This window comes from Streptomyces albospinus, assembly GCF_014648695.1.
Lineage (GTDB): Bacteria > Actinomycetota > Actinomycetes > Streptomycetales > Streptomycetaceae > Streptomyces > Streptomyces albospinus.
Map to the genome: position 1 here is coordinate 1 of NZ_BMRP01000033.1, position 24,569 is coordinate 24,569.

The 24,569-nt window shown below is 71.5% G+C and carries 18 protein-coding genes and 1 pseudogene; 10 read left to right on the forward strand and 9 right to left on the reverse strand.

The window, feature by feature from the left end; genetic code table 11:
• Positions 1 to 276 precede the first annotated feature (276 nt).
• Positions 277 to 1,321, forward strand: a pseudogene (locus IEZ17_RS31005) (IS630 family transposase); the annotation flags it as partial.
• 61 nt (positions 1,322 to 1,382) lie between these two features.
• Here the strand turns inward: IEZ17_RS31005 and IEZ17_RS31010 are convergent.
• The 6 genes from IEZ17_RS31010 to IEZ17_RS31035 all read right to left on the reverse strand — a co-directional run bounded on the left by IEZ17_RS31010 (position 1,383) and on the right by IEZ17_RS31035 (position 8,071).
• Entirely contained in the window at positions 1,383 to 2,036 is a 654-nt protein-coding gene (locus IEZ17_RS31010; protein WP_189305975.1) for a class I SAM-dependent methyltransferase, read from the reverse strand.
• A gap of 190 nt (positions 2,037 to 2,226) precedes the next feature.
• On the reverse strand, positions 2,227 to 3,537 hold the full coding sequence (locus IEZ17_RS31015) for a DUF58 domain-containing protein (RefSeq protein WP_189305977.1): 1,311 nt from the start codon (positions 3,535 to 3,537) through the stop codon (positions 2,227 to 2,229).
• 9 nt (positions 3,538 to 3,546) lie between these two features.
• The gene (locus IEZ17_RS31020) at positions 3,547 to 4,512 is read right to left on the reverse strand and encodes an AAA family ATPase (RefSeq protein ID WP_189305979.1); all 966 of its coding nucleotides are present in this window, start codon (positions 4,510 to 4,512) and stop codon (positions 3,547 to 3,549) included.
• Entirely contained in the window at positions 4,493 to 5,722 is a 1,230-nt protein-coding gene (locus tag IEZ17_RS31025; RefSeq protein WP_189305981.1) for a DUF4350 domain-containing protein, read from the reverse strand. Before IEZ17_RS31025 ends, IEZ17_RS31020 begins: the two co-directional genes overlap by 20 nt.
• Positions 5,719 to 6,411 (reverse strand): DUF4129 domain-containing protein, encoded by a 693-nt coding sequence (locus tag IEZ17_RS31030; protein ID WP_189305983.1) that lies wholly within the window; start codon positions 6,409 to 6,411, stop codon positions 5,719 to 5,721. The genes IEZ17_RS31025 and IEZ17_RS31030 overlap by 4 nt, the downstream gene beginning before the upstream one ends.
• A gap of 4 nt (positions 6,412 to 6,415) precedes the next feature.
• Positions 6,416 to 8,071, reverse strand: coding sequence for a DUF7847 domain-containing protein (locus IEZ17_RS31035; protein ID WP_189305985.1), 1,656 nt, complete (start codon positions 8,069 to 8,071; stop codon positions 6,416 to 6,418).
• A gap of 152 nt (positions 8,072 to 8,223) precedes the next feature.
• On the opposite strand from IEZ17_RS31035, the gene mtnA reads away from it, so the two are divergent.
• The 7 genes from mtnA (at position 8,224) to IEZ17_RS31070 (ending at position 17,775) form a co-directional block, all read left to right on the forward strand.
• A complete protein-coding gene (gene mtnA / locus IEZ17_RS31040; RefSeq protein ID WP_189305987.1) occupies positions 8,224 to 9,384 on the forward strand; it encodes an S-methyl-5-thioribose-1-phosphate isomerase in 1,161 nt (386 codons plus the stop codon).
• A complete protein-coding gene (gene mtrA / locus IEZ17_RS31045; RefSeq protein WP_030416996.1) occupies positions 9,381 to 10,058 on the forward strand; it encodes a two-component system response regulator MtrA in 678 nt (225 codons plus the stop codon). The genes mtnA and mtrA overlap by 4 nt, the downstream gene beginning before the upstream one ends.
• A gap of 1 nt (position 10,059) precedes the next feature.
• The gene (gene mtrB, locus IEZ17_RS31050) at positions 10,060 to 12,321 is read left to right on the forward strand and encodes an MtrAB system histidine kinase MtrB (RefSeq protein WP_373300004.1); all 2,262 of its coding nucleotides are present in this window, start codon (positions 10,060 to 10,062) and stop codon (positions 12,319 to 12,321) included.
• Complete coding sequence (locus IEZ17_RS31055; protein ID WP_373300005.1) at positions 12,311 to 14,200, forward strand: LpqB family beta-propeller domain-containing protein; 1,890 nt, start codon at positions 12,311 to 12,313, stop codon at positions 14,198 to 14,200. Before mtrB ends, IEZ17_RS31055 begins: the two co-directional genes overlap by 11 nt.
• Positions 14,201 to 14,713: 513 nt before the next feature.
• Complete coding sequence (locus IEZ17_RS31060) at positions 14,714 to 15,415, forward strand: ComF family protein (RefSeq protein ID WP_189305991.1); 702 nt, start codon at positions 14,714 to 14,716, stop codon at positions 15,413 to 15,415.
• A 672-nt stretch (positions 15,416 to 16,087) separates the two neighbouring features.
• Entirely contained in the window at positions 16,088 to 16,783 is a 696-nt protein-coding gene (gene hpf, locus IEZ17_RS31065) for a ribosome hibernation-promoting factor, HPF/YfiA family (RefSeq protein WP_189305993.1), read from the forward strand.
• Positions 16,784 to 17,016: 233 nt separating this feature from the next.
• On the forward strand, positions 17,017 to 17,775 hold the full coding sequence (locus tag IEZ17_RS31070) for a response regulator (protein WP_189305994.1): 759 nt from the start codon (positions 17,017 to 17,019) through the stop codon (positions 17,773 to 17,775).
• A gap of 68 nt (positions 17,776 to 17,843) precedes the next feature.
• Here the strand turns inward: IEZ17_RS31070 and IEZ17_RS31075 are convergent, their stop codons facing one another.
• Positions 17,844 to 19,085: a winged helix-turn-helix domain-containing protein gene (locus tag IEZ17_RS31075; RefSeq protein ID WP_189305996.1), complete on the reverse strand. Its 1,242-nt coding sequence runs from the start codon at positions 19,083 to 19,085 to the stop codon at positions 17,844 to 17,846.
• Positions 19,086 to 19,143: 58 nt separating this feature from the next.
• Positions 19,144 to 19,758, reverse strand: a complete 615-nt coding sequence (locus tag IEZ17_RS31080) for a GNAT family N-acetyltransferase (protein WP_189305999.1) — start codon at positions 19,756 to 19,758, stop codon at positions 19,144 to 19,146.
• 285 nt (positions 19,759 to 20,043) lie between these two features.
• Between IEZ17_RS31080 and secA the strand changes: the two genes are divergently transcribed.
• Positions 20,044 to 22,878, forward strand: a complete 2,835-nt coding sequence (gene secA / locus IEZ17_RS31085; RefSeq protein ID WP_189306001.1) for a preprotein translocase subunit SecA — start codon at positions 20,044 to 20,046, stop codon at positions 22,876 to 22,878.
• A gap of 90 nt (positions 22,879 to 22,968) precedes the next feature.
• Here secA and IEZ17_RS43140 read toward each other — a convergent pair whose 3' ends face one another.
• Positions 22,969 to 23,769, reverse strand: a complete 801-nt coding sequence (locus tag IEZ17_RS43140; RefSeq protein ID WP_229852827.1) for an Rv3235 family protein — start codon at positions 23,767 to 23,769, stop codon at positions 22,969 to 22,971.
• Between the two features lie 276 nt (positions 23,770 to 24,045).
• Here IEZ17_RS43140 and IEZ17_RS31095 point away from each other — a divergent pair, with 276 nt between their 5' ends.
• A complete protein-coding gene (locus tag IEZ17_RS31095) occupies positions 24,046 to 24,552 on the forward strand; it encodes a DUF6912 family protein (RefSeq protein WP_189306003.1) in 507 nt (168 codons plus the stop codon).
• Positions 24,553 to 24,569: the final 17 nt, after the last annotated feature.

A 24,569-nucleotide genomic window follows, 5' to 3' on the forward strand; every position in this document is an offset into this window, starting at 1 on the left:
CGCCGATGGTACTGCAGGGGGGACCCTGTGGGAGAGTAGGACGCCGCCGAACAATCATTGTGGGAAGGCCGCGCACCGTATGGTGCGGGGCCTTTCTGCGTTTACGGGTATGGATAGCTCTTCAAGGGGGCAGCCGAGCGGTACTGCCGGGGTGAGTGGATTGCCCCCTCGCATGGCTGTCGTAATGCCGTGGCTGTGCCGCCGATGCAACGTGGAGTGCTCAGACGTAGGCGGATGGGTATGCGCTGGCGTGTGTAGGCGGCAGGGCAGATCTCTAGCGCCGTCACGGTCCGCTATCGGCGGGCGATGATCGTGCTGGCTTCGGCCGGCGTAAACAGCGTCCCGGTCATCGCCCGGCTCGTGCAGGCCGACGAGGACACCGTCCGCGATGTGGTCCACAAGTTCAACGAGACGGGGCTGGCCTGTCTGGACCCTCGGCGGGCGGGAGGCCGTCCCCGCCTGCTCGACCGTGACGACGAGGACTTCGTCATCCAGACGGCCACCACCCGCCCCAGCCTGCTCGGCCTGCTTCACGCGCTGGTCGGTGTGGAAACTCGCCGCCTACCTGCGCAGAGCCCCGGGACGGTGAATACGCATCGGCCGGGAGACCCTGCGGTGCCTGCTCATCCGACGCCAGATCACCTTTCAACGGACCAAGACGTGGAAGGAGTCCACCGACCCGGACAAGGACGCCACGCTGGACCGGATCGAGTACGCCCTCAACGAGCGCCCCGACCGCACCTTCGCCTTCGACGAGTTCGGCCCACTCGGCATACGTCCGGCCACCGGGAACTGCTGGGCCAGGCAGGGCAGGCCCGACCGGCTCCCGGCCACCTTCCACCGCACCCACGGAGTGCGCTACTTCCACGGCTGCTACTCCGTCGGCGACGACACGCTCTGGGGCGTCAACCGGCTTCGCAAGGGCACCGATCACAGCCTCGCCGCGCTCAAGAGCATCCGGGCCGTCCGCCTGGACGGCGCCCCGATCTACGTCATCCTCGACAACCTCTCCGCCCACAAAGGCATCGAGATCCGCCGATGGGCGGCCAGGAACAAGGTCGAGCTCTGCTTCACGCCGACCAACGCGTCCTGGGCCAACCCCATCGAGGCGCTCTTCGGGCCGCTGCGGCAGTTCACCCTCGCCAACTCCCACCACCCCAACCACACCGTCCAGACCCGCGCGCTGCACCACTACCTGCACTGGCGCAACCGGAACGCCCGCCATACCGACGTCCTGGCCGCCCAGTGCCGGGAACGCGCCCGTATCCGCAGCGAGAAAGGTATCCGCTGGGGCGGCCGCCATCTCAACCCCGCGGCCTGAGCGCCGCGCCGTGACCGTCGGCGATCTGACACAAGCGGCCTCGCCGGAGGAACAAGCCCCGTCAGGGCTTTTCGGGCTTGCGGGCCAGCAGGCAGGCGTGCGGTCTGTTCACCCGTCCGCCGGGCTCCTGCTCCAGCCTCGCGGTGACGACGAGTCCGGCCTGCTCCAGCAGGCCGACCATGCGGTCCAGAGGCAGGAGGTACGACTCGTAGGACACCGGACGGCCATAGCCCTGGGTCGGCCGCAGCCGTTCATCGCCGACATAGTCTCCCCAGAGCAGGTAGCCGCCGGGCGCGAGCGTGCGGTGGAACTCGGCGAACACCGCCGGCAGCCACTGCGTGGGCGTGTGGTGGGTGGAGTACCAGGCCAGGATGCCGCCGAGCTCGTCGTCCCTCATCTCCAGCGCGGTCATCGAGCCCTCGGCGAACCGCAGGTTCGGATAGGCGTGCCGGGCCAGCCCGATCATCTTCGGCGACAGATCGACGCCGAAGGCGGACACCCCCAGCCCGGCCAGGTGCGCCGTCACACGGCCGGGGCCGCACCCCAGGTCCGCGACCGGCCCCAGAGCAGCCGTCCGCACGAACTCGGCAAACCCCGCCAGCATCGCGCGTGACAGCGGGTCCATCTCGGCGGGAGGCGGGACGCGTTCGACGTAATCAGCGGCGACCGTGTCGTACGACTCGCGCACGGCGGTCAGAAAGGAGGGCTCAACCATGCGGGCGACCCTAGACCAGGGAACTGACAGGCCGTGTCACGACCTTGAGCTGACCTGCGCGACATCCATCGCCGTAGACACCCGGCAGAACCCACCTCGGTGAAGGTTTTCGCTCACGGCACCAGCGGTGTCTGAGGCGCAGGCGCGGTTGTTGGTTGTGGCAGGGCAGCTCTGGGAGTAGGAGCCGTGGTCAGAGGCGGCCGGTGGCCTTGAGGGTGAGGTAGGTGTCGGCCAGGTCGGGGGCCAGATGGTCCGGGGTGGAGTCGATGACCGTGATGCCCTGGTGGCGGAGGCGGTCTGCGGTGCGGCGGCGGGCGGCGCGGGTCTGTTCCGCGGCGGCTGCTGCGTAGACGGCCTGAGGGGTGTGACGGCCGGCGGCCATCTCTTCGATGCGGGGGTCGGCGACGGCCGCGACGATGAGTTCGTTGCGCTGGGCTAGGCGGGGGAGGACGGGCAGCAGGGCCTCCTCCACGGGAGCCGTGTCGAGGCCGGTGAAGAGGACGATCAAGGACCGGCGCGGGGTGTGGCGGTGGATTGTGGCGGCCAGGCCGCGGGCGTCCGCCTCGATCAGTTCGGATTCGAGGGGGGCGAGGGCGTCGGTGAGCGCCGGGAGGAGGTCACGGGCGGCGCGGCCCTGTACGGAGGCACGTACGCGGCGGTCGTAGGCGAGCAGGTCGACGCGGTCGCCGGCGCGGGTGGCGAGGGCGGCGAGGAGCAGAGCGGCGTCCATGGAGGCGTCGAGGCGAGGGGTGTCGCCGACGCGGCCGGCCGAGGTGCGGCCGGTTTCCAGGACGAGCAGGATGCGGCGGTCGCGTTCGGGGCGCCAGGTGCGGACGGCGAGGGTTTGCCGGCGGGCGGTGGCGCGCCAGTCGATGGAGCGGGTGTCGTCGCCGGGGGTGTAGTCGCGGAGACTGTCGAATTCGGTGCCTTCGCCGCGGGTCAGGATGCTGGTGCGGCCGTCGAGTTCGCGGAGCCGGGCGAGTTTGGCGGGGAGGTGCTTGCGACTGGTGAAGGGGGGCAGGACGCGCAGGGTCCACGGGATGTGGTGGCTGCCCTGGCGGGCCGCCAGACCGAGCGGGCCGTAGGAGCGGACCGTGACGCGGACGGCGTGGTGGTCGCCGCGGCGGGTGGGGTGGAGCGTGGTGGTCAGGCGCCGGCGTTCGCCGCCGGGGATGCGGGTGGTGTGGCGGGAAGCGGGGATGTCGGAGCCGGGGTGGAAGGAGCTCGGGGGCCAGGCGTCACGGATCTGGGCGCGCAGGGTGCGGCGGTCGGGGTTGGTGATGGTGAGGTGGATGTGGGCTTCGCCTGATAGTCGAACGGTTGTGTCACCGGTTCGGGTGAAATGGAGCTTTCGTGCTGGCGCGGCGAGTGCCATGTCGCACAAGATTGCTATCAGCAGGGCGAGTTGGACGATGAGGACCCCGATCCAGCTGGGGAGCACGAAGCCGACGAAGAGTGCTCCGAGTGCGGAGACGAGAGCGGTGCGTCCGGTGAGGGCCACGGTCTTGCCTCAGCGGGGGACGGGGAGATGAGCGAGCACGGCGTTGATCACGGAGTCTGGCGTGACTCCTTCCATCTCCGCTTCGGGGCGGAGCTGGACGCGGTGCCGGAGTGTGGGGAGAGCCAGGGCTTTGACGTCGTCGGGGGTGACATAGTCGCGGCCGGTGAGCCAGGCCCAGGCGCGTGAAGTGGAAAGCAGGGCGGTGGCTCCTCGGGGGGAGACGCCGAGAGACAGCGAGGGGGATTCGCGAGTGGTACGGCAGATATCGACGATATAGCCGGTGACTTCGGGGGAGACGGTGGTCTTGGCGACTGCGGCTCGGGCTGCTTCGAGGTCTGCGGCGGAGGCGACGGGGCGCAGACCGGCGGCGTTCAGGTCGCGCGGGCTGAAGCCGGCTGCGTGGCGGGTGAGGATGTCGATCTCGTCCTGGCGGGCAGGGAGCGGCATCGTCAGCTTCAGCAGGAAGCGGTCGAGCTGAGCTTCCGGGAGTGGGTACGTGCCCTCGTACTCCGTGGGGTTCTGCGTGGCGGCCACGAGGAACGGTTCGGGGAGCGGGCGGGGCGTGCCGTCGACGGTCACCTGACGCTCTTCCATGGCTTCGAGCAGGGACGCCTGGGTCTTGGGCGGCGTCCGGTTGATCTCGTCGGCGAGAAGGAGGTTGGTGAAGACGGGGCCCGGCTGGAAGGAGAACTCGGCGTTGCGGGCGTCGTAGACCAGCGAACCGGTTACGTCGCTGGGCATGAGGTCGGGGGTGAACTGGACGCGCTTGGTGTCGAGTTCGAGCGTCGCCGACAGGGCGCGGACGAGCAGGGTCTTGGCGACGCCGGGGACGCCTTCGAGGAGTACGTGACCGCGGCACAGCAGCGCGACGACCAGGCCGGTGACGGCAGGGTCCTGGCCTACGACGGCCTTGGCTATCTCGGTGCGCAGTTCCTCCAGGGAGGCTCGGGCGCTGTCAGCGGTCGGGGTGCTCACGGGGTGCGTGCCTCTCTTGGGAAACGATGGAGTCTTCGAATGCGTCGAGTTGGTCTGCCAGGTGGACGAGGGCTTTGTCGTCCGCGGGGGCGGGGCCGAAGAGCAGTGTGTGGAGGTCGGCTGCCGGCGTGGTGGCGGTGGTCAAGTGGGCCTGGATGGCCGGGAGAAGGATGTCGGGGGTGTGGGCGTGTGTGGGGGGCACGCCGATGAGGGGGGCGAGCCGGCCACGGGCTGCCGAGCGCAGTACGGCGGAGGCCCGGTCGCGGGCGTGGGCCTGTTCGTAGAGGCGGGCGTGGCCTTCGGTCGTCTCGGCGGCCGGGACGGTTACCGGGAGCCGTTCGGGCACCAGGGGGCCGAGTCGGCGGGCGCGCCAGAGTGCTGCGCATGCGGCGGCGATGGCGAGTTGGAGCAGCGCCCAGTTCCAGCCGGAGGGGATGAGATCGAGGAGGCCGGGCTGGTTGTCCTGGGCGGATGACGGGTCGCTGACGGAGGGGAGGTACCAGACCAGATGTTTGTGCGCGCCGAGGAGTTGAAGGGCCAGCGAGGCGTTGCCTTGCTCGGCGAGGTGGAAGTTGTACAGGAAGTCGGGGGAGCCGAGGAGTACGGTGTCGCGGTCCTCGCCGGGGGCCGGGAGGCGCAGCAGGGTGGGCAGGCCGCCGCCGGGGTAGCAGTGGTCGGCCCCGGGGGCGGATGTCTCGTAGCGGAGACCGCCGAGGAGGGCATCTCCCGCACTGAGGGCGGCGGGCAGCGAACAGCCGGGGCGGCGGGGTGCGTTGGGGACCGCCGGATCGGCCTGGACTCCGGGGGCGAAGAGCTGGAGGGACGCGGGGCCCGGGGCGAGCAGGACGGTGCGGCCGGGTGTGTGGGCGGTCGCCGCGGACAGGGCGGTCAGCTGATCTGCGGTCAGGACGTCGGGGTCGGTGACGAGGAGAGTGGTATGCGGGCCGGCCGCGGCGGCGGCCTCCTCGACGGTGGTCGCGACGCGGGTGGTGACGCCGTGGGCGGAGAGGAGTTGGGCGAGCGCGCGGCTTCCGGTCCGGTCCGCGGAGCGGGGGTCGAGCCGGCCGTGCTGTTCACCGGACTGAAGGGCCGCGAGGACCAACCCGCTGATGACGAGCAGGAGCAGCGCCAGCAGCAGTCCGCGGGAGCGGATCCACAAGCGTCGTGCGGTGGCGCCGGGAGTGGCGGTGACGGTGGCGGCCGTGGTCATTCGCGGCTCCTGGTCGGGGTGGCGGCCAGGTGGGGCTTGGCGTGTTGCAGCTCGGTGTCGAGGTCGGCAAGGAGGGCGTATGCCCGTTCCGTACCGGGACGGCCGCCGTATGCGACGTCGTCGAAGGTGCGGGCTGCGGTGCGCAGTTGGGCGGCGTGCGGGGGGAGTGCCAGGCCGGCTTCGGCGGCGGCCTCGCCGGCGGTGCGGCCGGGGCCGGGAGTGATCAGGGTCCGCTCTTCGAGGGCGAGGACGATGGCGCGCATCCGGTCCTGGATCGCCTCGTTCCAGCGGCCCTCGGCGGCGTGCCGGTCGGCGGCTGCGCGGTGTTCGGCGGCGGTGCGGGGGGTGTCGGCGAACAGCGCGCCGCCGGTGGTCGGAGTGCGGCGCAGCGCCCCGAGCCGCAGTCGGAGCGCGACGGCCAGCAGGAGGACGAACGCCACGATGGCGATGAGTCCGGTCCAGCCGCCGGGGGTGGCGCCGGCGGCTGCGTGGAAGAGGTCGCCGATGCGGTCCCAGAGCCAATTCAGGGCCCGCTGGACCGGGTTGGGGTCGTGCTGGTGGTACCGGGGGTCGGACAGCTCGCGCCGGGCCGCTTCCCGGGCGGGGGCGCGTGGGATCCGTACCGGTATGTCGTCGTCGGCGCGCGCGATGAGGCGTATGAGCGCGGCTGTCCTCCCCCCGGTGGTCACCGCATCAGCTTCCCGGTGCGGCGTCGCTCGGGCGCGGGCCGGGGATGTCGGCGGAGGCGTCCTCGGGCGCGGTGGGGGCAGCGGGCGTATCCGGGCCGGTTGCCGTGGCGTTGTCCGGCGCTTCCTGGAGTGCCTTCGCCGGGTGCGTGCCTGCTGGTTGACCCTCTGTCGGGTGATGCCCCGTCTGCTGAGTCGCTGTCGGCTGCGCTTCGGCGCGGTCCGGTGGGGTGTCAGCGGTGGGGCCGTCGGCCGGCGGGGTGTCGGAGGGGAGCCTGGGGGCCGGGGTGGTGGCAGGGCCGGGCGTGGCCGCCGCCGGGGCGGCGGGTTCGTTGTCGTAGCCGGGGAGCCCGGCGGCGCGGGCGAGTTCGAGGTCGAGGGCCTCGCGGCGGATGCGCTGGTCGACGTAGACGAGCACGGTGACACCGGCGCTGATGGGGAAGGTGATGGCGGAGCTGATGATCGAGCCGATGCCCAGCACGATCAGGAACGGCCAGCTGGAGGAGTTGCCGGTGCCGTTCGCCCAGTCCATGAGGCTTTCGCCGCCGACGATGAAGGCGATGAGGGTGGCCGGGATCTGGATGATGAACTGGACGATGGCGACCAGCAGGTAGGCGAGGAGCTGGACGCCCAGCACCCGCCACCAGGCGCCGCGTACGAGCTTGGCGGAGCGGCGCATGGCCGCGATGACGCCCTGCTTCTCCAGCATCAGGGCGGGGGAAGCGAGGCTGTATCGGACCCACAGCCAGATGCTCACGACGGTGGCGGCGAGCCCGCCGATCAGGATGAGGACCAGGCCTGTGGTGGCCGTGCCGCTGGCCGTGACGACGAGTCCGGGCACGATACCGACCGCGAATACGGTCGTGATGAGCAACGGAAGCAGGACGAGCAGGCCCAGCAGGCGCGGGAGTTGGCCGCGGGCGTCGCGCCAGGCTTCCCCGGCGGTCGCCGGTCGGCCCAGCACGGCGCGGCTGACGACCATGGTCAGCAGCCCGGTGGCGATGATCGTGGCGAGCAGCCCGATCAGCGAGGAGATGGCGGAGCCGGCCAAGGTGTCGCCCATGTCGCTCAGGGCCTGACGCAGCGGCGGGTTGCTGTTGGTGTCGAGGGCGGGGGTGCGGCCGGCGCCCTGGAACCACACTCCGGTGACGATGGTGTTGGCGGTCTGCGAGACGATCGCGACGATCAGCGAGACGCCGAGCACGGTGCGCCAGTGGGCGCGCATGGTGGCGACCGCGCTGTCGAGGATCTCCCCGACGCCGAGCGGGCGCAGCGGGATGACGCCGGGCTTGGCGGCGGGCGGCATCGCGGCCCAGCCACCGCCCCATCCGGGCCCGGTGCCCCAAGTGGCCTGGTTTCCGGGGCCCGGCGGGGTGCCCCAGCCGCCCGGGGCGGGGCCGCCGGACGAGGCGCGGGTGCGGTCGCCGGTGGTGCCGTTGGCGCGCCGGCCGCCGGGGCCGCTCTGGCCGGGGATGCCGGCCGGGGCCGTCCACTGACCGGCGGGCGGCTGCTTGCTCGACCAGTTCGGCGGGGTCGGCTGCTCGGACGTGCCGCCGGGATGCTCTTCCGGGACGGACGGCTGAGGGGGCTGCTCCTGGGTGCCGCGGTCCGGCTCGCCGGAGGGGGCGGATCCGGGCGAGGCCCAGCCCGGAGAGTTGTTCATCGTCGCTCCTTCTTGCTGCCCGTCCGCTGCGGCGGCGGGGGTCCGGGGTCCGCGGTGTCAGTCATCGTGTCATGGAGGGTGGCGCTGTGTACCCGTGCCCTTGGAGGAAGGGGACCTTCTGTTCGACGGGTGGTCGGCGGCAGACTGAGGGGATGGCTGATCAGCACGAGGTATCCGGGACGCTCACGCTTCCGTCGTTGCGCTGGGACGAACCACCCGAGGGACCGGTACTGGTCCTTCTTGATCAGACGCGGCTGCCGGTGGAGGAGGCCGAGCTGGTCTGTACGGACGTGCCGGCGCTGGTTCAGGCGATCCGCACGCTGGCCGTACGCGGCGCGCCGCTGCTGGGCATCGCGGGCGCGTACGGCGTCGCGCTGGCCGCGGCGCGGGGATTCGACGTCGACGACGCGGCGGAGGCGCTGGCGCATGCCCGGCCGACCGCGGTCAATCTGGCGTACGGCGTGCGGCGAGCGGCTGCGGCGTACCGCCGGGCGGTGGCGGACGGCGCCGATGCACAGGCGGCTGCGGCAGCCGCGCTGGCCGAGGCGCGTGCCGTGCACGCGGAGGATGTCGAGGCCAGCAGGCGGATGGCGGAGCACGGTCGGGCGCTGCTGGGCGAGTTGCTGCCGGGCGGTGGGTACCGGATTCTCACGCACTGCAACACGGGTGCCCTGGTCTCCGGGGGACAGGGGACCGCCCTGGCCGTGGCGCTGGCGGCGCACCGGGCCGGGGAACTGCGTCGGCTGTGGGTGGACGAGACGCGTCCGCTGTTGCAGGGGGCGCGGCTGACCGCCTATGAGGCGGCGCGCGCGGGGATGGCGTACACGGTGCTGGCGGACGGTGCCGCGGGGTCGCTGTTCTCCGCGGGCGAGGTGGACGCGGTGCTGATCGGGGCGGACCGGATCGCGGCGGACGGTGCGGTGGCCAACAAGATCGGCAGTTATCCGCTCGCGGTGCTGGCCCGGTATCACCGGATTCCGTTCATCGTGGTGGCACCGACCAGCACGGCGGATCTCCAGACCGAGGAGGGAGCCGCTATCGAGGTGGAGCAGCGGCCCGGCCATGAAGTGACGGAGTTCTCGTTGCCGCACATGTGGGGGGCCGGAGCGGAGGCGGGTGCCGGGATTCCGGTGGCGCCGTTGGGCGCGCATGCCTACAACCCGGCCTTCGACGTCACGCCGGCGGAGCTGGTGACGGCGATCGTCACGGAGGCGGGAGTGGTGTCTCCGGTGACGCGGAACGGGCTGGCAGAGGTGTGTTCCACATCACGATGGAGTAAGTCACGATCAGGTAATGGGATGATGGCCGAATGAAGGGACGCGTCCTGGTCGTCGACGACGACACCGCACTGGCAGAGATGCTCGGCATTGTGCTGCGCGGCGAGGGCTTTGAACCGTCGTTCGTCTCGGACGGCGACAAGGCTCTTGCGGCGTTCCGCGAGACCAAGCCCGATCTTGTGCTGCTCGACCTGATGCTGCCCGGACGGGACGGCATCGAGGTGTGCCGCCTGATCCGGGCCGAGTCCGGCGTGCCGATCGTCATGCTGACCGCCAAGAGCGACACGGTGGACGTGGTGGTCGGCCTCGAATCGGGGGCGGACGACTACATCGTCAAGCCGTTCAAGCCCAAGGAGCTGGTGGCCCGGATCCGGGCCAGGCTGCGGCGGTCGGAGGAGCCGGCGCCCGAGCAGCTGGCGATCGGTGACCTGGTCATCGACGTGGCGGGGCACTCGGTGAAGCGGGACGGGCAGTCGATCGCGCTGACGCCGCTGGAGTTCGATCTGCTGGTGGCGCTGGCGCGCAAGCCGTGGCAGGTGTTCACGCGCGAGGTGCTGCTGGAGCAGGTCTGGGGGTACCGCCATGCCGCGGACACCCGGCTGGTCAACGTCCATGTGCAGCGGCTGCGCTCCAAGGTCGAGCGGGACCCGGAGCGGCCGGAGATCGTGGTGACCGTGCGCGGGGTCGGCTACAAGGCCGGACCCAGCTGAGATGAGCCGGGACGGTTCGGCCCCGGAAGGAAAGCGGGGGCGCACCGTCGGCCCGACGGGTGATATGTCCTTTTCGGATCGGTTGGCGGCGTGGTTGCTGCGGGGCGGGCAGTTGCTGCCCGACGGCGCGGTGAGCGGGCCGGTCCATCCCTTGCTGCGGCTCTTCAGCCGGTGGGTGCGGGGGCCCCTGCTGCCCGCGCTGCGGCTGTGGCGCCGCAACATCCAGCTGCGGGTGGTCGCGACGACCCTGCTCATGTCGCTGGCCGTGGTGCTGCTGCTCGGCGTCGTGGTCGTCGGACAGGTCCGCAACGGCCTGCTCACGGCCAAGGCGCAAGCCGCCCAGAGTCAGGCCGTGGGAGGCTTCGAGGTCGCCCAGAAGCTGGCCGACGGCGGTGACGGCAACCGGCCCGACGACAGCAACCGCACCGCCAGCCGCGGCAGCCAGGACTCCGCGACCTGGTTGACCAGCCTCGTCGAGCAGCTCGCCAGCGGCGGACAGGGCGTATTCTCGGTCGTGGCGCTCAGCTCCGACTCCGACGAGCCCTTCGGCGACGCCACCCCGGGCACCCGCGGGCCGCGCGCCTCCGGGGACGTCGACCCCGAGCGGAGCGTCCCCGCCGAGCTGCGGCGGAAGCTGGACACCAAGCCCGGGACGTTCCGCCAGTACACCCAGATCAAGCGCATCGGGTCCGACGACGGGGTGTCGGCGCTGATCATCGGCAAGCGCCTCAACGACATCAACGGCAACCAGTACCAGCTCTACTACCTCTTCCCGTTCAGCCAGGAAGAGGAGTCCCTCAGGCTCGTGACCGGCACGCTCGCGACGGCCGGCGTCTTCGTCGTGATCCTGCTCGGCGCCATCGCCTGGCTCGTGGTGCGGCAGGTCGTCACCCCCGTACGGATGGCCGCCGGGATCTCCGAGCGACTGGCCGCCGGCCTTCTCCAGGAGCGGATGAAGGTCACCGGCGAGGACGACATCGCCCGCCTCGGCGAGTCCTTCAACAAGATGGCGCAGAACCTCCAGCTCAAGATCCAGCAGCTGGAGGAGCTCTCCCGCATGCAGCGGCGCTTCGTCTCCGACGTCTCGCACGAGCTGCGGACACCGCTGACGACCGTCCGGATGGCCGCCGACGTCATCCACGAGGTGCGCGACGAGTTCGACCCGGCCACCGCGCGCTCCGCCGAGCTGCTCCGCGGCCAGCTCGACCGCTTCGAGTCGCTGCTCGCGGAACTGCTGGAGATCAGCCGGTTCGACGCGGGCGCGGCGGCGCTGGAGGCCGAGCCGGTCGACCTGCGCGATGTGGTCAACCGCGTCATCGAAGGCGCCGAACCGCTCGCCGAGCGCAAGGGCACCCGCATCGTGGTGCGCGGCGCCGAGCAGCCCGTCATGGCCGAGGCCGACCCCCGGCGGGTGGAGCGGGTGCTGCGCAACCTCGTCGTCAACGCCGTCGAGCACGGCGAGGGCCGCGATGTCGTCGTGCGGCTGGCGTCCGCCGGCAGCCGCAGCGGCGGCGCGGTGGCCGTCGCGGTGCGGGACTACGGCGTCGGCCTCAAGCCGGGCGAGGCGACCCGGGTCTTCAACCGCTTCTGGCGCGCGGACCCGGCGCGGGCCCGTACGACCGGCGGTACGGGGCTCGGCCTGTCCATCGCGGTCGAGGACGCCCGGCTGCACGGCGGCTGGCTCCAGGCCTGGGGCGAGCCCGGCGGCGGCTCGCAGTTCCGGCTGACCCTGCCCCGTACGGCGGGCGAGACGCTGCGCGGCTCCCCGATACCCCTGGAGCCCGAGGACTCGCGGCGCAACCGCGGCCTCGACGCGATGGGGCAGCCGCGTTCCGGTGCAGACGGCAAGGCGTCCACCATCCCCGCGCAGCCGCGCCCCGGGGAGCAGCGCACCCCCGCCCGGCCGGAGGCGGACCCGACGGCGCTGCCCGGCAGCGGCTCCCGTGTGGTGCCGCAGAGCGGGGCCCTGCGGAGCGATGAGGGCGCACGGGGCGGCGCGACGGCGCGTGGCGGGAGCGGGAGCGCGAGCGAGAGCGCGTACGACGGTGCGGGCACAGCGGTCCGGGACGCTCAGTGCCCTGAGAAGCCGGAGCCCGAGGCGTCGGGCCCTGGGGGGTCAGGTACTGAGGCATCGGGACAGGGGGACCGGGCCCCCGGCGAGCGGGGTCATGGCGCGGCAGCCGGCGAAGGCGCGGCCGTCGGCGGGACGGAGCGGCAGGCCGGACGCGGCATGGATCGGGAGGGCGGACGGAGTGGGCACTGAGCGCGGAGGCGAGCGCGGCGTGGACATACCGTTCGGCCGGCGCGCCCGGAAGGGAGCCGGCGCCCGCACAGTGCGGAAGACCGTACTGTTCGGCTGCGCGGCGGCACTGCTGGCCGGATGCGCGTCCATGCCGGACAGCGGGGACGTCACACCGGTCGACCAGTCGCCGCGCTCCGACGGGGACTCGCAGGTGCGGGTCTACGGCGTCCCCCCGCAGGACGGTGCGCAGCCCACCAACATCGTGCGCAGCTTCCTCGACGCGACGACCAGCGACGAGGCGGATTTCCGTACGGCCAGGATGTATCTGGCCAAGTCGGCGAAGCGGACCTGGCGGCCCTTCCTGGCCACCAACGTCCTCCAGGAACGGCCGAAGTCCGAAGCGGAGGCGGCCCCCAACCGCGAGGACGCCAACGGCTATACGGTCGCGCTCTCCGGCAGCCAGGTGGCGATGGTCGACGACAACCACGCCTACACCCCGGAGGAGAAGCCGTACCGCGAGACGATCCACCTCATCAAGGAGGGGGACCAGTGGCGCATCGACCGGCTGCCCAACGGCCTGGTGATGGGTCAGTCCGACTTCCAGCGCATCTACCGCTCCGTCAACAAGTACTACTTCGCGTCCTACAACTCCGAGTCGCAGGACCCCAAGGTGCACAAGAACGTGCTCGTCGCGGACCCCGTATATCTGCGCCAGCGCGTCAAACCGATCACCGCCAGCGTGGACGCGCTGCTCGCCGGTCCCACCAACTGGCTGAACCAGGTGACGTCTTCGGCGTTCCCGCTCGGCACCCGGCGCGCCTCCCGTGATCTGTCGCTGGACGACTCCAACGCCTTGCAGGTCAAGCTCAGCAAGCAGGCGGTCGGCGCCGACACCGCCCAATGCAAGCGGATGGCCGCTCAGCTCTTCTTCACCGTCCAGGACATGACGCGGGCCTCGAAGATCAGCCAGGTCGAGCTCCAGGACGAGAGCGGCAGCTCCCTGTGCACCCTGACGCAGGATCAGGCCGATCGCGACTTCGCCGCTCCGGCGCGCTCCGGGCGCTCCGCCAAGGAGTACTTCATCGACGCCCAGCACCGGGTCGTCGCCATCTCGGACTCGGCCACCGAACCGACGCCGATACGCGGGCCGTTCGGTACCGGCAAGACCCCGCTGCGTTCCGTCGCCATCTCGCGCGGCGAGAACGTCGCGGCCGGGGTGTCGAGCGACGGCCGGTCCCTGTACGTGGCCGGCATGGAGGACGGCATCGAACGCAGCGGGCCGCTGCTCAGCAGCGCCAGTACCACCAAGAACGCGGATGAGGGCCTGACCGCGCCGAGTTGGGACGGGCTGGACGACCTCTGGATCGCCGATCGCGACGCGCACGGCTCGCGGCTGCTGCGGATGCGCGAAGGCAAGGGCGACCCCGAGGAAGTCGCGGTGCCGGGCCTCGGGCAGCGGCGAATCAAGGCGATCAAGGTGGCCGCGGACGGTATCCGGATCGCGATCCTGGTCGAGGACAAGGGGCGTACGACGCTTCAGCTCGGCCGCGTCGAACGGGGCGGCACCTCTGCGCACCCCGTTCTGTCGGTGCAGGAACTGCGGCCCATCGCGCCGCAGTTGGAGGATGTGGTCGCGGCGTCCTGGGCGGGCGGCAGCCGGCTGGTGGTCGTCGGTCGGGAGGCCGGCGGGGTGCAGCAGATGCAGTTCATGGAGACCGATGGCTCGGCGTCCGATGCGCAGACCCTGCCGGGCGTCAACGGGGTCAAGGCGGTGGCGGCCTCGGAGGACGAGACCCGGCCGCTGATCGCGGACGCCACGGAGGGCATTGTGCGCCTGCCTCCGGACGCGAACTGGAAGACCGTGGCCAAGGACGGGACGGCGCCGGTTTATCCGGGGTGAGGGCTGGGGCTGGGGCTGGGCTGGTTTGGTGGTCTGGGGCTTGGTGTCCTGACCTGGCCTGACGTGTCCTGACGTGACGTGTCCTGACCTGACGTGACGTGACGTGACCATCTGTGCCTGCCCGGTTCCGGGGGGGGGCGGTTCGATGGTCTGGCTCTGTGGTCTGGCTTCCTGGCTGATCTGGTTCAGAAGGGGTCGGTGGGTTGCGGTCCCAGCTGGGGGCGGGGCGTGGCGTGGCGTGGCGTGGCGTGGCGGAGGGGTGTCGCCGCGGGGCGCTGTGTCGGGCTGCTGAGCATGCTCCGCCTTGGGTGCTTTCGTGCGGCTGAGGGCTGAGGGCTGAGGGCTGAGGGCTGGGCGCCGGGGACCCGGCGCTGGGCCGGCCGCTGCTCTGTGGCGGGTGCGGCTGCGCCGCGGTCGACTGTCGTTAACCCGATCGGGTGGCGGAGATGTCCACACTCCAGGAGTTATCCACAGGGGTGGCGGCCGACCACGCACCGCCACGACAGTGGACTCATGAAGGGGGTGTGGCGAGAGCTGGCCGGCCTGGTGCTCCCGGTCGACTGCGCGGGGTGTGGCCGGCCGCGTACGGAACTGTGCGCGGAGTGTCTGCGGGCGTTGTCGCGGGACGGGCGTGGCGCGCGGCGGGTGCGACCGTGGTCGGTGCCCGCAGGGCTGCCGCGGGTGTGGGCCGGCGCGCCGTACGCCGATGAAGTACGGGCCGTGCTGCTGGCGCACAAGGAGCGCGGTGCACTGCGGCTGGCCAGGCCGCTGGGGACAGTGTTGGCGGGGGCGGTGCGGGGGGTGGGGGGAGGGGGCGGCCCCCTCCTGCTGGTGCCGGTGCCTTCTGCACGCAGCGCGGTCGCCGGGCGGGGGCATGATCCGGTGCGCAGGATTGCGCTGGCGGCGGCTGCTGAGCTGCGGCGGGCGGGTGCCGGGGCGCAGGTCCTGGCGGTGCTGCGGCAGTGTCGTGCGGTGGCGGATCAGGCGGGCCTGAGCGCCCGGCAGCGGCTGGTGAACGTCGCGGGCGCACTGGCGGTGCCGGGCGCGGCCGGGAGGCTGCTGGCGGGGGCGCCAGTGGTGCTGGTGGACGACTTGATGACGACGGGGGCCACGCTCGCGGAGGCGGCGCGGGTGGTTGCGGCTGCCGGTGGCCGGGTGGTCGGGGCGGCGGTGGTGGCGGCACCTCGTAGCGCTTTCCCGGTCAACGGTCCGTGACCAGATCCCCGGTCCGTACCCCGATCCCTGCTCCGTGACCCCGTCCCCGCTCCGTGACCAGATCCTTGCTCCGTGATCAGATCCCCGCTCCGTGACCCGGTCCCCAGTCCGTGACCAGATCCCTGCTCCGTGACCAGATTCCCGCTCCGTGACCGGATCACCGGCCCGCGACCAGATCACTGCCCACGGAGCGGGACCGGATCACCGGTGGGCGGCTGAGCACCGGCGGGCAGCCGGGCACCGGTCGGTACGGACACCCTCCCCGGGGCGTTCGGACCGCCTCCGGAGGCGGTCCGGGCCACCCCACATGGTGGGTCTCTGGACGCTGCTCGCCCGCCGGATCAACTGGAACCGGCCGGGGGGAAGGAACGTTGCTGGTAATGAGCGCCGATTCTCACTCAAACGGAGCTGGTCGCTGCGAGGGGGTGCCGACACCCGTCCAGTAGAGCTATGTTCGGTTGTGAGGACTTGGTGGACGCTTTGCCTCGGATGTCGTGATGCGTGCGTTTCGGGGTTTTTGCAGCAATCCTGAAATCAGGGGAGTGGAGAGCTTGTCCCTGGGGGAGGAGGAGGTGAAAGTCGCCAGTCCGAGGCTCCGGCACTCACCGGAGCCTGGTGCAAGAAGGAGTTGCTCCGCCTGCTGAGCGGAGCGATCCGGGAACGGAGTTCTGCGTGGACATCGTCGTCAAGGGCCGCAAGACCGAGGTGCCCGAGCGGTTCCGCAAGCACGTGGCCGAGAAGCTGAAGCTGGACAAAGTCCAGAAGCTCGACGGCAAGGTGATCAGCCTGGACGTCGAGGTGTCCAAGGAGACCAACCCGCGGCAGGCCGACCGTTCCGACCGAGTGGAGATCACGCTCCGCTCCCGTGGCCCGGTGGTCCGGGCCGAGGCTGCCGCAGCCGATCCGTACGCCGCTCTGGATCTGGCAACCGCCAAACTGGAGGCGCGCCTGCGGAAGCAGCACGACAAGCGTCATTCGCGCCGTGGCAACGGCCGTATCCCGGCGAGCGCGGTCGCGATCACCGTCCCCGACGCGGCACGGCTGAACGGCCATGGCCTGACAGCCGCGGAGGAAGCCGTGGAGCGGGACAAGGTGCCGACCACCCGCATGGGATCGCTGGAGATCCAGGGCGAAGGTCCGGTGGTCGTCCGGGAGAAGACCCACTCGGCCGCACCGATGGCGCTTGACCAGGCGCTCTACGAGATGGAGTTGGTGGGACACGACTTCTATCTCTTCATCGACGCCGAGACCAAGCAGCCGAGTGTCGTCTATCGGCGGCACGCGTACGACTACGGCGTCATCCACCTGAATTCCGATGCGTTCGGAGAGGAATCGCCCGGCGGCGCAGGCGGCGCGCTGGGCGGCTGACCCCCACCCGTTCGGTGCCCCCGGCGCACGCCGGGGGCACCATCGTGCCTGCGGCGGGCAGGAGTTGAAGCCGTATAGTGTTTGTGCCAGCCGGGGAGTATGTGGGCACGAAACGGCGACATGCCGGGGAGACCGTCGTATGGCATTGATCGGGCCGGCCGCAAAGGGCTGTTGTCAACCAGCCTTATATCCAAGCTCTGGCCCTTCGGCCGAGTAGTTGACGGGGAGGAACAGTGGGGGAAGGTTTCGGGCCCGTGCGTGGTGACGCGGACGATGACGTCAGTGGTGCGGGGGGCCCTGACGGGGACGGTGCCGCGCGGGTGCCGCGCAAGGAGCCGATCCGGGTCCTGGTGGTGGATGATCATGCACTTTTCCGCCGGGGCCTGGAGATCGTTCTGGCGCAGGAGGAGGACATCCAGGTCGTCGGCGAGGCGGGAGACGGCGCGGAGGCGGTCGACAAGGCCGCCGACCTGCTGCCCGACATCGTGCTGATGGACGTGCGGATGCCCAAGCGCGGCGGGATCGAGGCGTGTACCTCCATCAAGGAGGTGGCCCCCAGCGCGAAGATCATCATGCTGACGATCAGCGACGAAGAGGCGGATCTCTACGACGCGATCAAGGCCGGCGCCACCGGTTACCTCCTCAAGGAGATCTCCACCGACGAGGTGGCGACCGCGATCCGGGCCGTCGCGGACGGGCAGTCGCAGATCAGCCCGTCGATGGCGTCCAAGCTCCTGACGGAGTTCAAGTCGATGATCCAGCGCACCGACGAGCGCAGGCTGGTGCCCGCGCCCCGGCTCACCGACCGCGAGCTGGAGGTCCTCAAACTCGTCGCCACGGGCATGAACAACCGCGATATCGCCAAGGAGTTGTTCATCTCCGAGAACACCGTGAAGAACCATGTGCGCAACATCCTGGAGAAGTTGCAGCTGCATTCCCGCATGGAAGCCGTGGTCTATGCGATGCGGGAGAAGATCCTCGAAATCCGGTGAGCCGGTGAGGGGTGCGGTCCGGGGGCCTTGCGCGCCCCCGGGAGCCGCCGCATTCTTCCGGGCATTCGTCAGGCCGTGGGTGCCTCCTCAGTGGCGCGGGTGAGTTCGGTGCGCAGGGCGGCGGCCAGGCGGGGGTCGTCGCAGCGGTCGACTCGTACGGCGTCGCAGCCCACCCAGCGTGCGGCTTCCCGGAGCGCCTGGGCCATCGGGCGTACGGCCTTGGCGCCCTGCATCGACAGCTGGCGGGCGACCAGGACGGTGCCCTCGCGGGCCGGGTCGACGCGGCCCAGCAGCTTGCCGCCGGCCAGCAGGGGCATCGCGAAATAGCCGTGTATCCGCTTGGGCTTGGGGACGTATGCCTCCAGGCGGTGGGTGAACCCGAAGATCCGCTCCGTCCGGGGCCGGTCCCAGACGAGGGAGTCGAAGGGGGAGAGCAGGGTGGTGCGGTGCCGGCCCCGGGGCGGGGTGGCCAGCGCCGCCGGATCCGCCCAGGCGGGCTTCGCCCAGCCCTCGACCGCCACCGGCACCAGCCCCGAGTCCTCGACGACGGCGTCCACCTGCTCGCCCTTGAGGCGGTGGTAGTCGGCGAGGTCGGCGCGGGTGGCCACGCCCATCGCGGCGCCCGCCTGGGCGACCAGGCGCCGTATGCACGCGGTGTCGTCCAGGTCGTCATGGAGCAGTGCGTCGGGGACGGCGCGCTCGGCGAGGTCGTAGACCCGCTTCCAGCCGCGGCGCTCCGTGCAGACCACCTCGCCGGTGTCCAGCAGCCACTCGACGGCGATCTTGGTCTCGGACCAGTCCCACCACTCTCCGCCCTTCCGGCCGCCGCCCAGTTCGGAGGTGGTCAGCGGGCCGTCGGCCTTGAGGCGGTCCAGGACGGCGGCGCAGGAGCGCGCGGAGTCCTTCATGATGTGCCAGCGGTGGCCCCGGGCGCGGAAGGCCCGGCGACGGAAGGCGAAGTGCGGCCACTCCTCGATGGGCAGGATGCAGGCGGCGTGCGACCAGTACTCGAAGCTGTGCGGTCCTGCGGGGGCGCCGGCACCGGAGGCGGCCGTCCAGTAGGCGGCGTCGACGGCGGGGCGGCCGACCGGGCCGAGACGGGCGTAGGGCACCAGCTCATGGGAGCGGGCCAGCACCGAGATCGTGTCGAGCTGGACCGCGCCCAGATGCCGCAGTACCCCGCGCACGCCCGCCCGGCGGTCCGGGGCGCCCAGCAGGCCCTGCGCACGCAGCGCCGCCCGCCGGGCGTCGTCGGCGGACAGGGTGGTCACAGGGGGTGGCAGCGGCTGTCGCTGCGTTACTGCGGTCATGCCGGAAAGGGTAGGGGCGGGCACTGACAATGCCGCCCGGTGTGCGTCTCTCCGCTGGTCAGCCGTGGTGCGGGAGGTAGGGCGTGCGGTCGGCGGCCGGTGTGCCCTCCGCGCCGGACGGCGCGGGCAGGTCGGACGGGAGCAGGGAGCCGATCCACAGGTCTCGGCGGGTGCCTCCGCCCACCAGCTTGGCGCGCAGGGTGCCCTCCCTCTGGAAGCCGACCTTGCGGGCGACCGCCCAGGAGCCTTCGTTGCCGGCCTCGGCGAGCCATTCCATCCGCTCCACCCCGAGGTCGCGGAACGCCCAGCGCAGCACCGCGCGGGCCGCCTCGGCGGTGTAGCCCCTGCCGCGGTGCTCCTTGGCCGTCCAGTAGCCGAGCTCGGCCTGCCGCTCGGGGGTGCGCAGCTGCGCGAGCCGGACCAGCCCCATGGAGCCGACCAGGGAACCGTCGGCCCGGGTGACGACCGCGAAGGTGTAGGTGGTGTCGTCGCGCCAGCCCTCGGGGGCGACCGTGCCGACGAACCGCTCCGCGTCCGCACGGCTGTACGGGGCGGAGACGCTCGTCCAGCGGGGGATCTCGGGATCCTGGCAGGCGGTGTGCACGGCGGCGGCGTCGGAGGGCTCGAACGGGCGCAGCAGGAGGCGCTCGGTGCGGAGGCTGACGGGCTTCATGAAGCGAGTCTGCGGGGCCGCGGGTGGCGCCGCGAACCGTTTTCGCCGTGATTCCGGGCACCTTCGCGGTACCTTCCCGGTGGCTTTCCGGGAACTTTCCCGGCACCTTCTCGCGGCCTCGTGCGTTGACGTGGCAAGGGGTCGGCGGGCTTGGCTGCGGCGGACCTCCCGGCCGGACGGCGTCCTCCTTTACGATGGCCGTTGCGGCGGGGCCTGCCCCCTTGGAAATATGCCGCGCCCGCGCACTCGACCGTGCAGGCCCGACCGGCAAGGAGACCAGCCCAAGTGTCCGTCTTGACGAAGATCATGCGTGCAGGCGAAGGAAAGATCCTGCGCAAGCTGCACCGCATCGCGGGCCAGGTCAACTCCATCGAAGAGGACTTCGCGGCCCTCTCCGACGCCGAGCTGCGGGCGCTCACCGACGAGTACAAGGAGCGCTACGCGGACGGCGAGAGCCTGGACGACCTGCTGCCCGAGGCGTTCGCCACGGTCCGCGAGGCCGCCAAGCGGGTGCTCGGCCAGCGGCACTACGACGTCCAGTTGATGGGTGGCGCAGCCCTTCACCTCGGCTATGTCGCGGAGATGAAGACCGGTGAGGGCAAGACCCTGGTGGGTACCCTCCCGGCGTATCTGAACGCCCTGTCCGGCAAGGGCGTCCACCTGATCACGGTCAACGACTACCTGGCCGAGCGCGACTCCGAAATGATGGGCCGGGTCCACAAATTCCTGGGCCTGAGCGTCGGTTGCATCCTCGCCGACATGACGCCGGCCCAGCGCCGCGAGCAGTACGGCTGCGACATCACGTACGGCACGAACAACGAATTCGGCTTCGACTACCTGCGCGACAACATGGCGTGGTCGCAGGACGAACTGGTCCAGCGCGGCCACAACTTCGCGATTGTGGACGAGGTCGACTCGATCCTCGTCGACGAGGCCCGTACGCCGCTGATCATCTCCGGCCCGGCGGACTCCGCCACCAAGTGGTACGGGGATTTCGCCAAGTTGGTGCAGCGCCTGAAGCGGGGCGAGGCGGCCAACCCGCAGCGCGGTATCGAGGAGACCGGCGACTACGACGTCGACGAGAAGAAGCGCACCGTCGGCATCCACGAGTCCGGTGTCGGCAAGGTCGAGGACTGGCTGGGCATCGACAACCTGTACGAGTCGGTCAACACCCCGCTCGTCGGGTACCTCAACAACGCGATCAAGGCCAAGGAGCTGTTCAAGGTCGACAAGGACTACGTCGTCATCGACGGCGAAGTCATGATCGTCGACGAGCACACCGGCCGTATCCTCGCCGGCCGCCGCTACAACGAGGGCATGCACCAGGCCATCGAGGCGAAGGAAGGGGTGGAGATCAAGGACGAGAACCAGACGCTCGCCACGATCACCCTCCAGAACTTCTTCCGCCTCTACGACAAGCTCTCCGGCATGACCGGTACGGCCATGACCGAGGCCGCCGAGTTCCACCAGATCTACAAGCTCGGCGTCGTCCCGATCCCGACGAACCGGCCCATGGTCCGCAAGGACCAGGCCGACCTGATCTACCGCACCGAGCCGGCGAAGTTCGACGCGGTCGTCGAGGACATCGCCGAGAAGCACGAGAAGGGTCAGCCGATCCTCGTCGGCACGACCTCCGTCGAGAAGTCCGAGTACCTCTCGCAGCAGCTCAACAAGCGCGGCATCGCCCATGAGGTGCTCAACGCCAAGCAGCACGACCGGGAGGCGACGATCATCGCCCAGGCGGGCCGCAAGGGCGCGGTGACGGTCGCCACGAACATGGCCGGCCGCGGTACGGACATCAAGCTCGGTGGCAACCCCGACACCCTCGCCGAGGCGGAGCTCCGGCAGATGGGGCTGGACCCGGTCGAGCACGTGGAGGAGTGGGCGGCGGCGCTGCCGGCCGCGCTGGAGCGCGCCGAGGCGGCCGTGAAGGCGGAGTTCGAGGAGGTCAAGGAGCTCGGCGGGCTCTACGTCCTCGGCACCGAGCGGCACGAGTCGCGGCGTATCGACAACCAGCTCCGCGGTCGCTCCGGCCGCCAGGGCGACCCCGGCGAGTCGCGGTTCTACCTCTCGCTGGGCGATGACCTGATGCGGCTGTTCAAGGCGCAGATGGTCGAGCGCGTCATGGCGATGGCCAACGTTCCCGACGACGTCCCGATCGAGAACAAGATGGTGACCCGGGCGATCGCCTCCGCCCAGTCGCAGGTCGAGCAGCAGAACTTCGAGACGCGGAAGAACGTCCTCAAGTACGACGAGGTCCTCAACCGCCAGCGCGAGGTCATCTACGGCGAGCGGCGCCGCGTCCTGGAGGGCGAGGACCTCCAGGAGCAGGTCAAGCACTTCATGGACGACACGATCGACGCCTACATCCAGGCGGAGACCGTCGAGGGCTTCGCCGAGGAGTGGGACCTGGACCGCCTGTGGGGCGCGTTCAAGCAGCTCTACCCGGTCAAGGTGACCATCGAGGAGCTGGAGGAGGAGGTCGGCGACCGCGCGGGCATCACCGCCGAGTTCATCGCCGACGCCGCCAAGGACGACGTCCACGAGCAGTACGCCGCCCGTGAGGAGCAGCTCGGCTCGGAGGTCATGCGGGAGCTGGAGCGCCGGGTCGTGCTGTCCGTCCTGGACCGCAAGTGGCGTGAGCACCTCTACGAGATGGACTACCTCCAGGAGGGCATCGGCCTGCGCGCGATGGCCCAGAAGGATCCGCTGGTCGAGTACCAGCGCGAGGGCTTCGACATGTTCACCGCCATGATGGAGGGCATCAAGGAGGAGTCCGTCGGCTACCTGTTCAACCTGGAGGTCCAGGTGGAGCAGCAGGTCGAGGAGGTCCCGGTGGCGGACGCGGCGGAGCCGGCCTCCCTGGAGCGGGACATGGCCGAGGCCGTCCCCGCGGGCGCCGGCCGTCCGGAGATCCACGCCAAGGGCCTGGAGGCGCCGCAGCGCCCCGACCGGCTGCACTTCACCGCGCCGAAGGTCGACGGCGACGGCAGCGTCATCGAGGGCGACTTCGTCAGCGACGACGAGGCCGACGGCCCGGCCCGTTCCGAGGCGGACGGCCTGACCCGCGCGGAGCGGCGCAAGGCCCAGAAGGGCGGCGGGCGGCGCCGCAAGAAGTGAGCGGCGCACCGCGTTAGCAGAGTGGAGGGCGCTCCGGCCGGGGAAACCGGCCGAGCGCCCTTCGCGTTGCGCGGGGCCCGTGGCGCCGCGCTAAGGGGCCGGGGCGCCGGTGGCCGGGGCCGGGCCGATGTCGAGGGCGGCGCAGCGCCAGCGGGCGTCGGCGCCGAGTTCCAGGCGGAAGGCGAGGGCCCTCAGGCGCGCGCCGGTGGCGATCCGGGCGAACGCCTCGATGACGCCGTCGCAGGGACGGCACAGCCCGCATTCGTGCAGCGTCGGTACGGGGGCGCGGCGGCCCGGCGCGAGGTACGGGCGCAGCGGCGACAGCGGGGCGAGCTCCGCCAGCCGGTCGTAGGCGGCGGGCAGCGCGTGCCCGAGGAGGACGTGCACCGGGCGCTGGCCGCTGAGGGTGAGCAGCAGCTGGTGGGCGAACCAGCGGTGGGGGCGGCGCTCGTGGGCGCGGCGCCGGGCACCGGGGGTGGGAAGCGGGGTGTCCGGGGCGGGGAGCGGGGTGCCGGTGGCGCCGGCCGGGGTGGCCGGGCGGCGCTGCGCGGTGCCGGTGCCGGTGCGGGTCAGGTACGGGGTGCGGGTGGGGCCCCGATTGCCGGCCGATCCGGGGCCGCGGCCCGCGGGGCCGGAGGGGCGGCGGGTGCCGCGGCGGTGTGCGGGAGCGGTGCGCGGCCCGGGGGCTGCGGCGGCGGGCCGGGCGGCGGAGCCGCTGTCGGTGGGCGAGCGGCGGGGCCGGGGGACGGCCGGGGCGTCGGCCGCGACGGCGGTGACGCCTGCACCCGCCGTGCGCGCCGTTTCCGCCGTCCCCCTCGTTCCCGCCGTGCTCATGATGTCCGTCGTGTCCGTATGGTCCGTCGTGCCGGTGGTCCTGGTCGTGTCGCTCATGGGTGCCCCCTCATGCCGGGATCGGGTGGATTACTGGGCGGTAGCTTCGGTGGAGGATCTTGTCGGCGGGGTGCGGCGGCGGCAAGGCGCTCCGCGGGCGGGGAGCCGCTGCGGGGATTTCACCTGTCCGTGTCAGAGGCCCGGGACGAGGCGGCGGGACGGGGGCGGCGGGGGCGTGCCGGGCGGCCGGCGCGGGGGATGCGGGGGCGGCACGATGGGGGACTCGCCGCCGTATGCTGACGGGGCATTGTTCTGGATCTAGCGGGAGCGGCTGTTATGCGTGTCTATGTCCCCCTGACACTTTCCGGGCTCGCTGCGGCGCACGAGAGCGGTGAGCTGGGGTCCGGCCCGCTGTATGCGTACGCCGTCACGCCCGCGCTGCGCGAGTGGTACGTCTCGGACGACATCGAGGAGCTGGAGTACGCGGCGCTCAACCGCGCGGCGCAGGCGTCGCTGCGGCTGCTGGCCGGCCGTCCGGAGACCGCGCGGCGCCGTGTGGTGGTGGCGGTGGACGTCGCCGAGGGCGCGGCCGTCGCGGATCCGGACCGGGGGCTGGACCAGTCGTCGCTGGGCGAGGTGCGGGTCGCCGGGCCGGTGCCGCTGGCGAAGGCGGCGGCGGTGCATGTGGACGCGGCGGAAGCGGAGACGGACGTGGCGGCGGCTGCGGCGGCGCTGGGGGCGGCCGACCTCGGCGACGACGACGCGCAGTTCACGGTGGACGGCGCGGAGGACCACGACCTGATGTGGTTCGGGGTGCAGGAGATCCCGCAGCTGATCGGCTGAGCGCTCGCTGCGGGTGA

Excerpts from the sequence above, each read along its gene's own strand:
- IEZ17_RS31095 (WP_189306003.1), top strand. The coding sequence starts at position 24,046 with ATGCGTGTCTATGTCCCCCTGACACTTTCCGGGCTCGCTGCGGCGCAC.
- mtrB (WP_373300004.1), top strand. The coding sequence starts at position 10,060 with ATGAGCCGGGACGGTTCGGCCCCGGAAGGAAAGCGGGGGCGCACCGTC.
- IEZ17_RS43140 (WP_229852827.1), bottom strand. The coding sequence starts at position 23,769 with ATGAGCGACACGACCAGGACCACCGGCACGACGGACCATACGGACACG.
- mtnA (WP_189305987.1), top strand. The coding sequence starts at position 8,224 with ATGGCTGATCAGCACGAGGTATCCGGGACGCTCACGCTTCCGTCGTTG.
- IEZ17_RS31075 (WP_189305996.1), bottom strand. The coding sequence starts at position 19,085 with ATGACCGCAGTAACGCAGCGACAGCCGCTGCCACCCCCTGTGACCACC.
- mtrA (WP_030416996.1), top strand. The coding sequence starts at position 9,381 with ATGAAGGGACGCGTCCTGGTCGTCGACGACGACACCGCACTGGCAGAG.
- IEZ17_RS31025 (WP_189305981.1), bottom strand. The coding sequence starts at position 5,722 with ATGACCACGGCCGCCACCGTCACCGCCACTCCCGGCGCCACCGCACGA.
- IEZ17_RS31060 (WP_189305991.1), top strand. The coding sequence starts at position 14,714 with ATGAAGGGGGTGTGGCGAGAGCTGGCCGGCCTGGTGCTCCCGGTCGAC.
- IEZ17_RS31010 (WP_189305975.1), bottom strand. The coding sequence starts at position 2,036 with ATGGTTGAGCCCTCCTTTCTGACCGCCGTGCGCGAGTCGTACGACACG.
- IEZ17_RS31080 (WP_189305999.1), bottom strand. The coding sequence starts at position 19,758 with ATGAAGCCCGTCAGCCTCCGCACCGAGCGCCTCCTGCTGCGCCCGTTC.
- IEZ17_RS31035 (WP_189305985.1), bottom strand. The coding sequence starts at position 8,071 with ATGAACAACTCTCCGGGCTGGGCCTCGCCCGGATCCGCCCCCTCCGGC.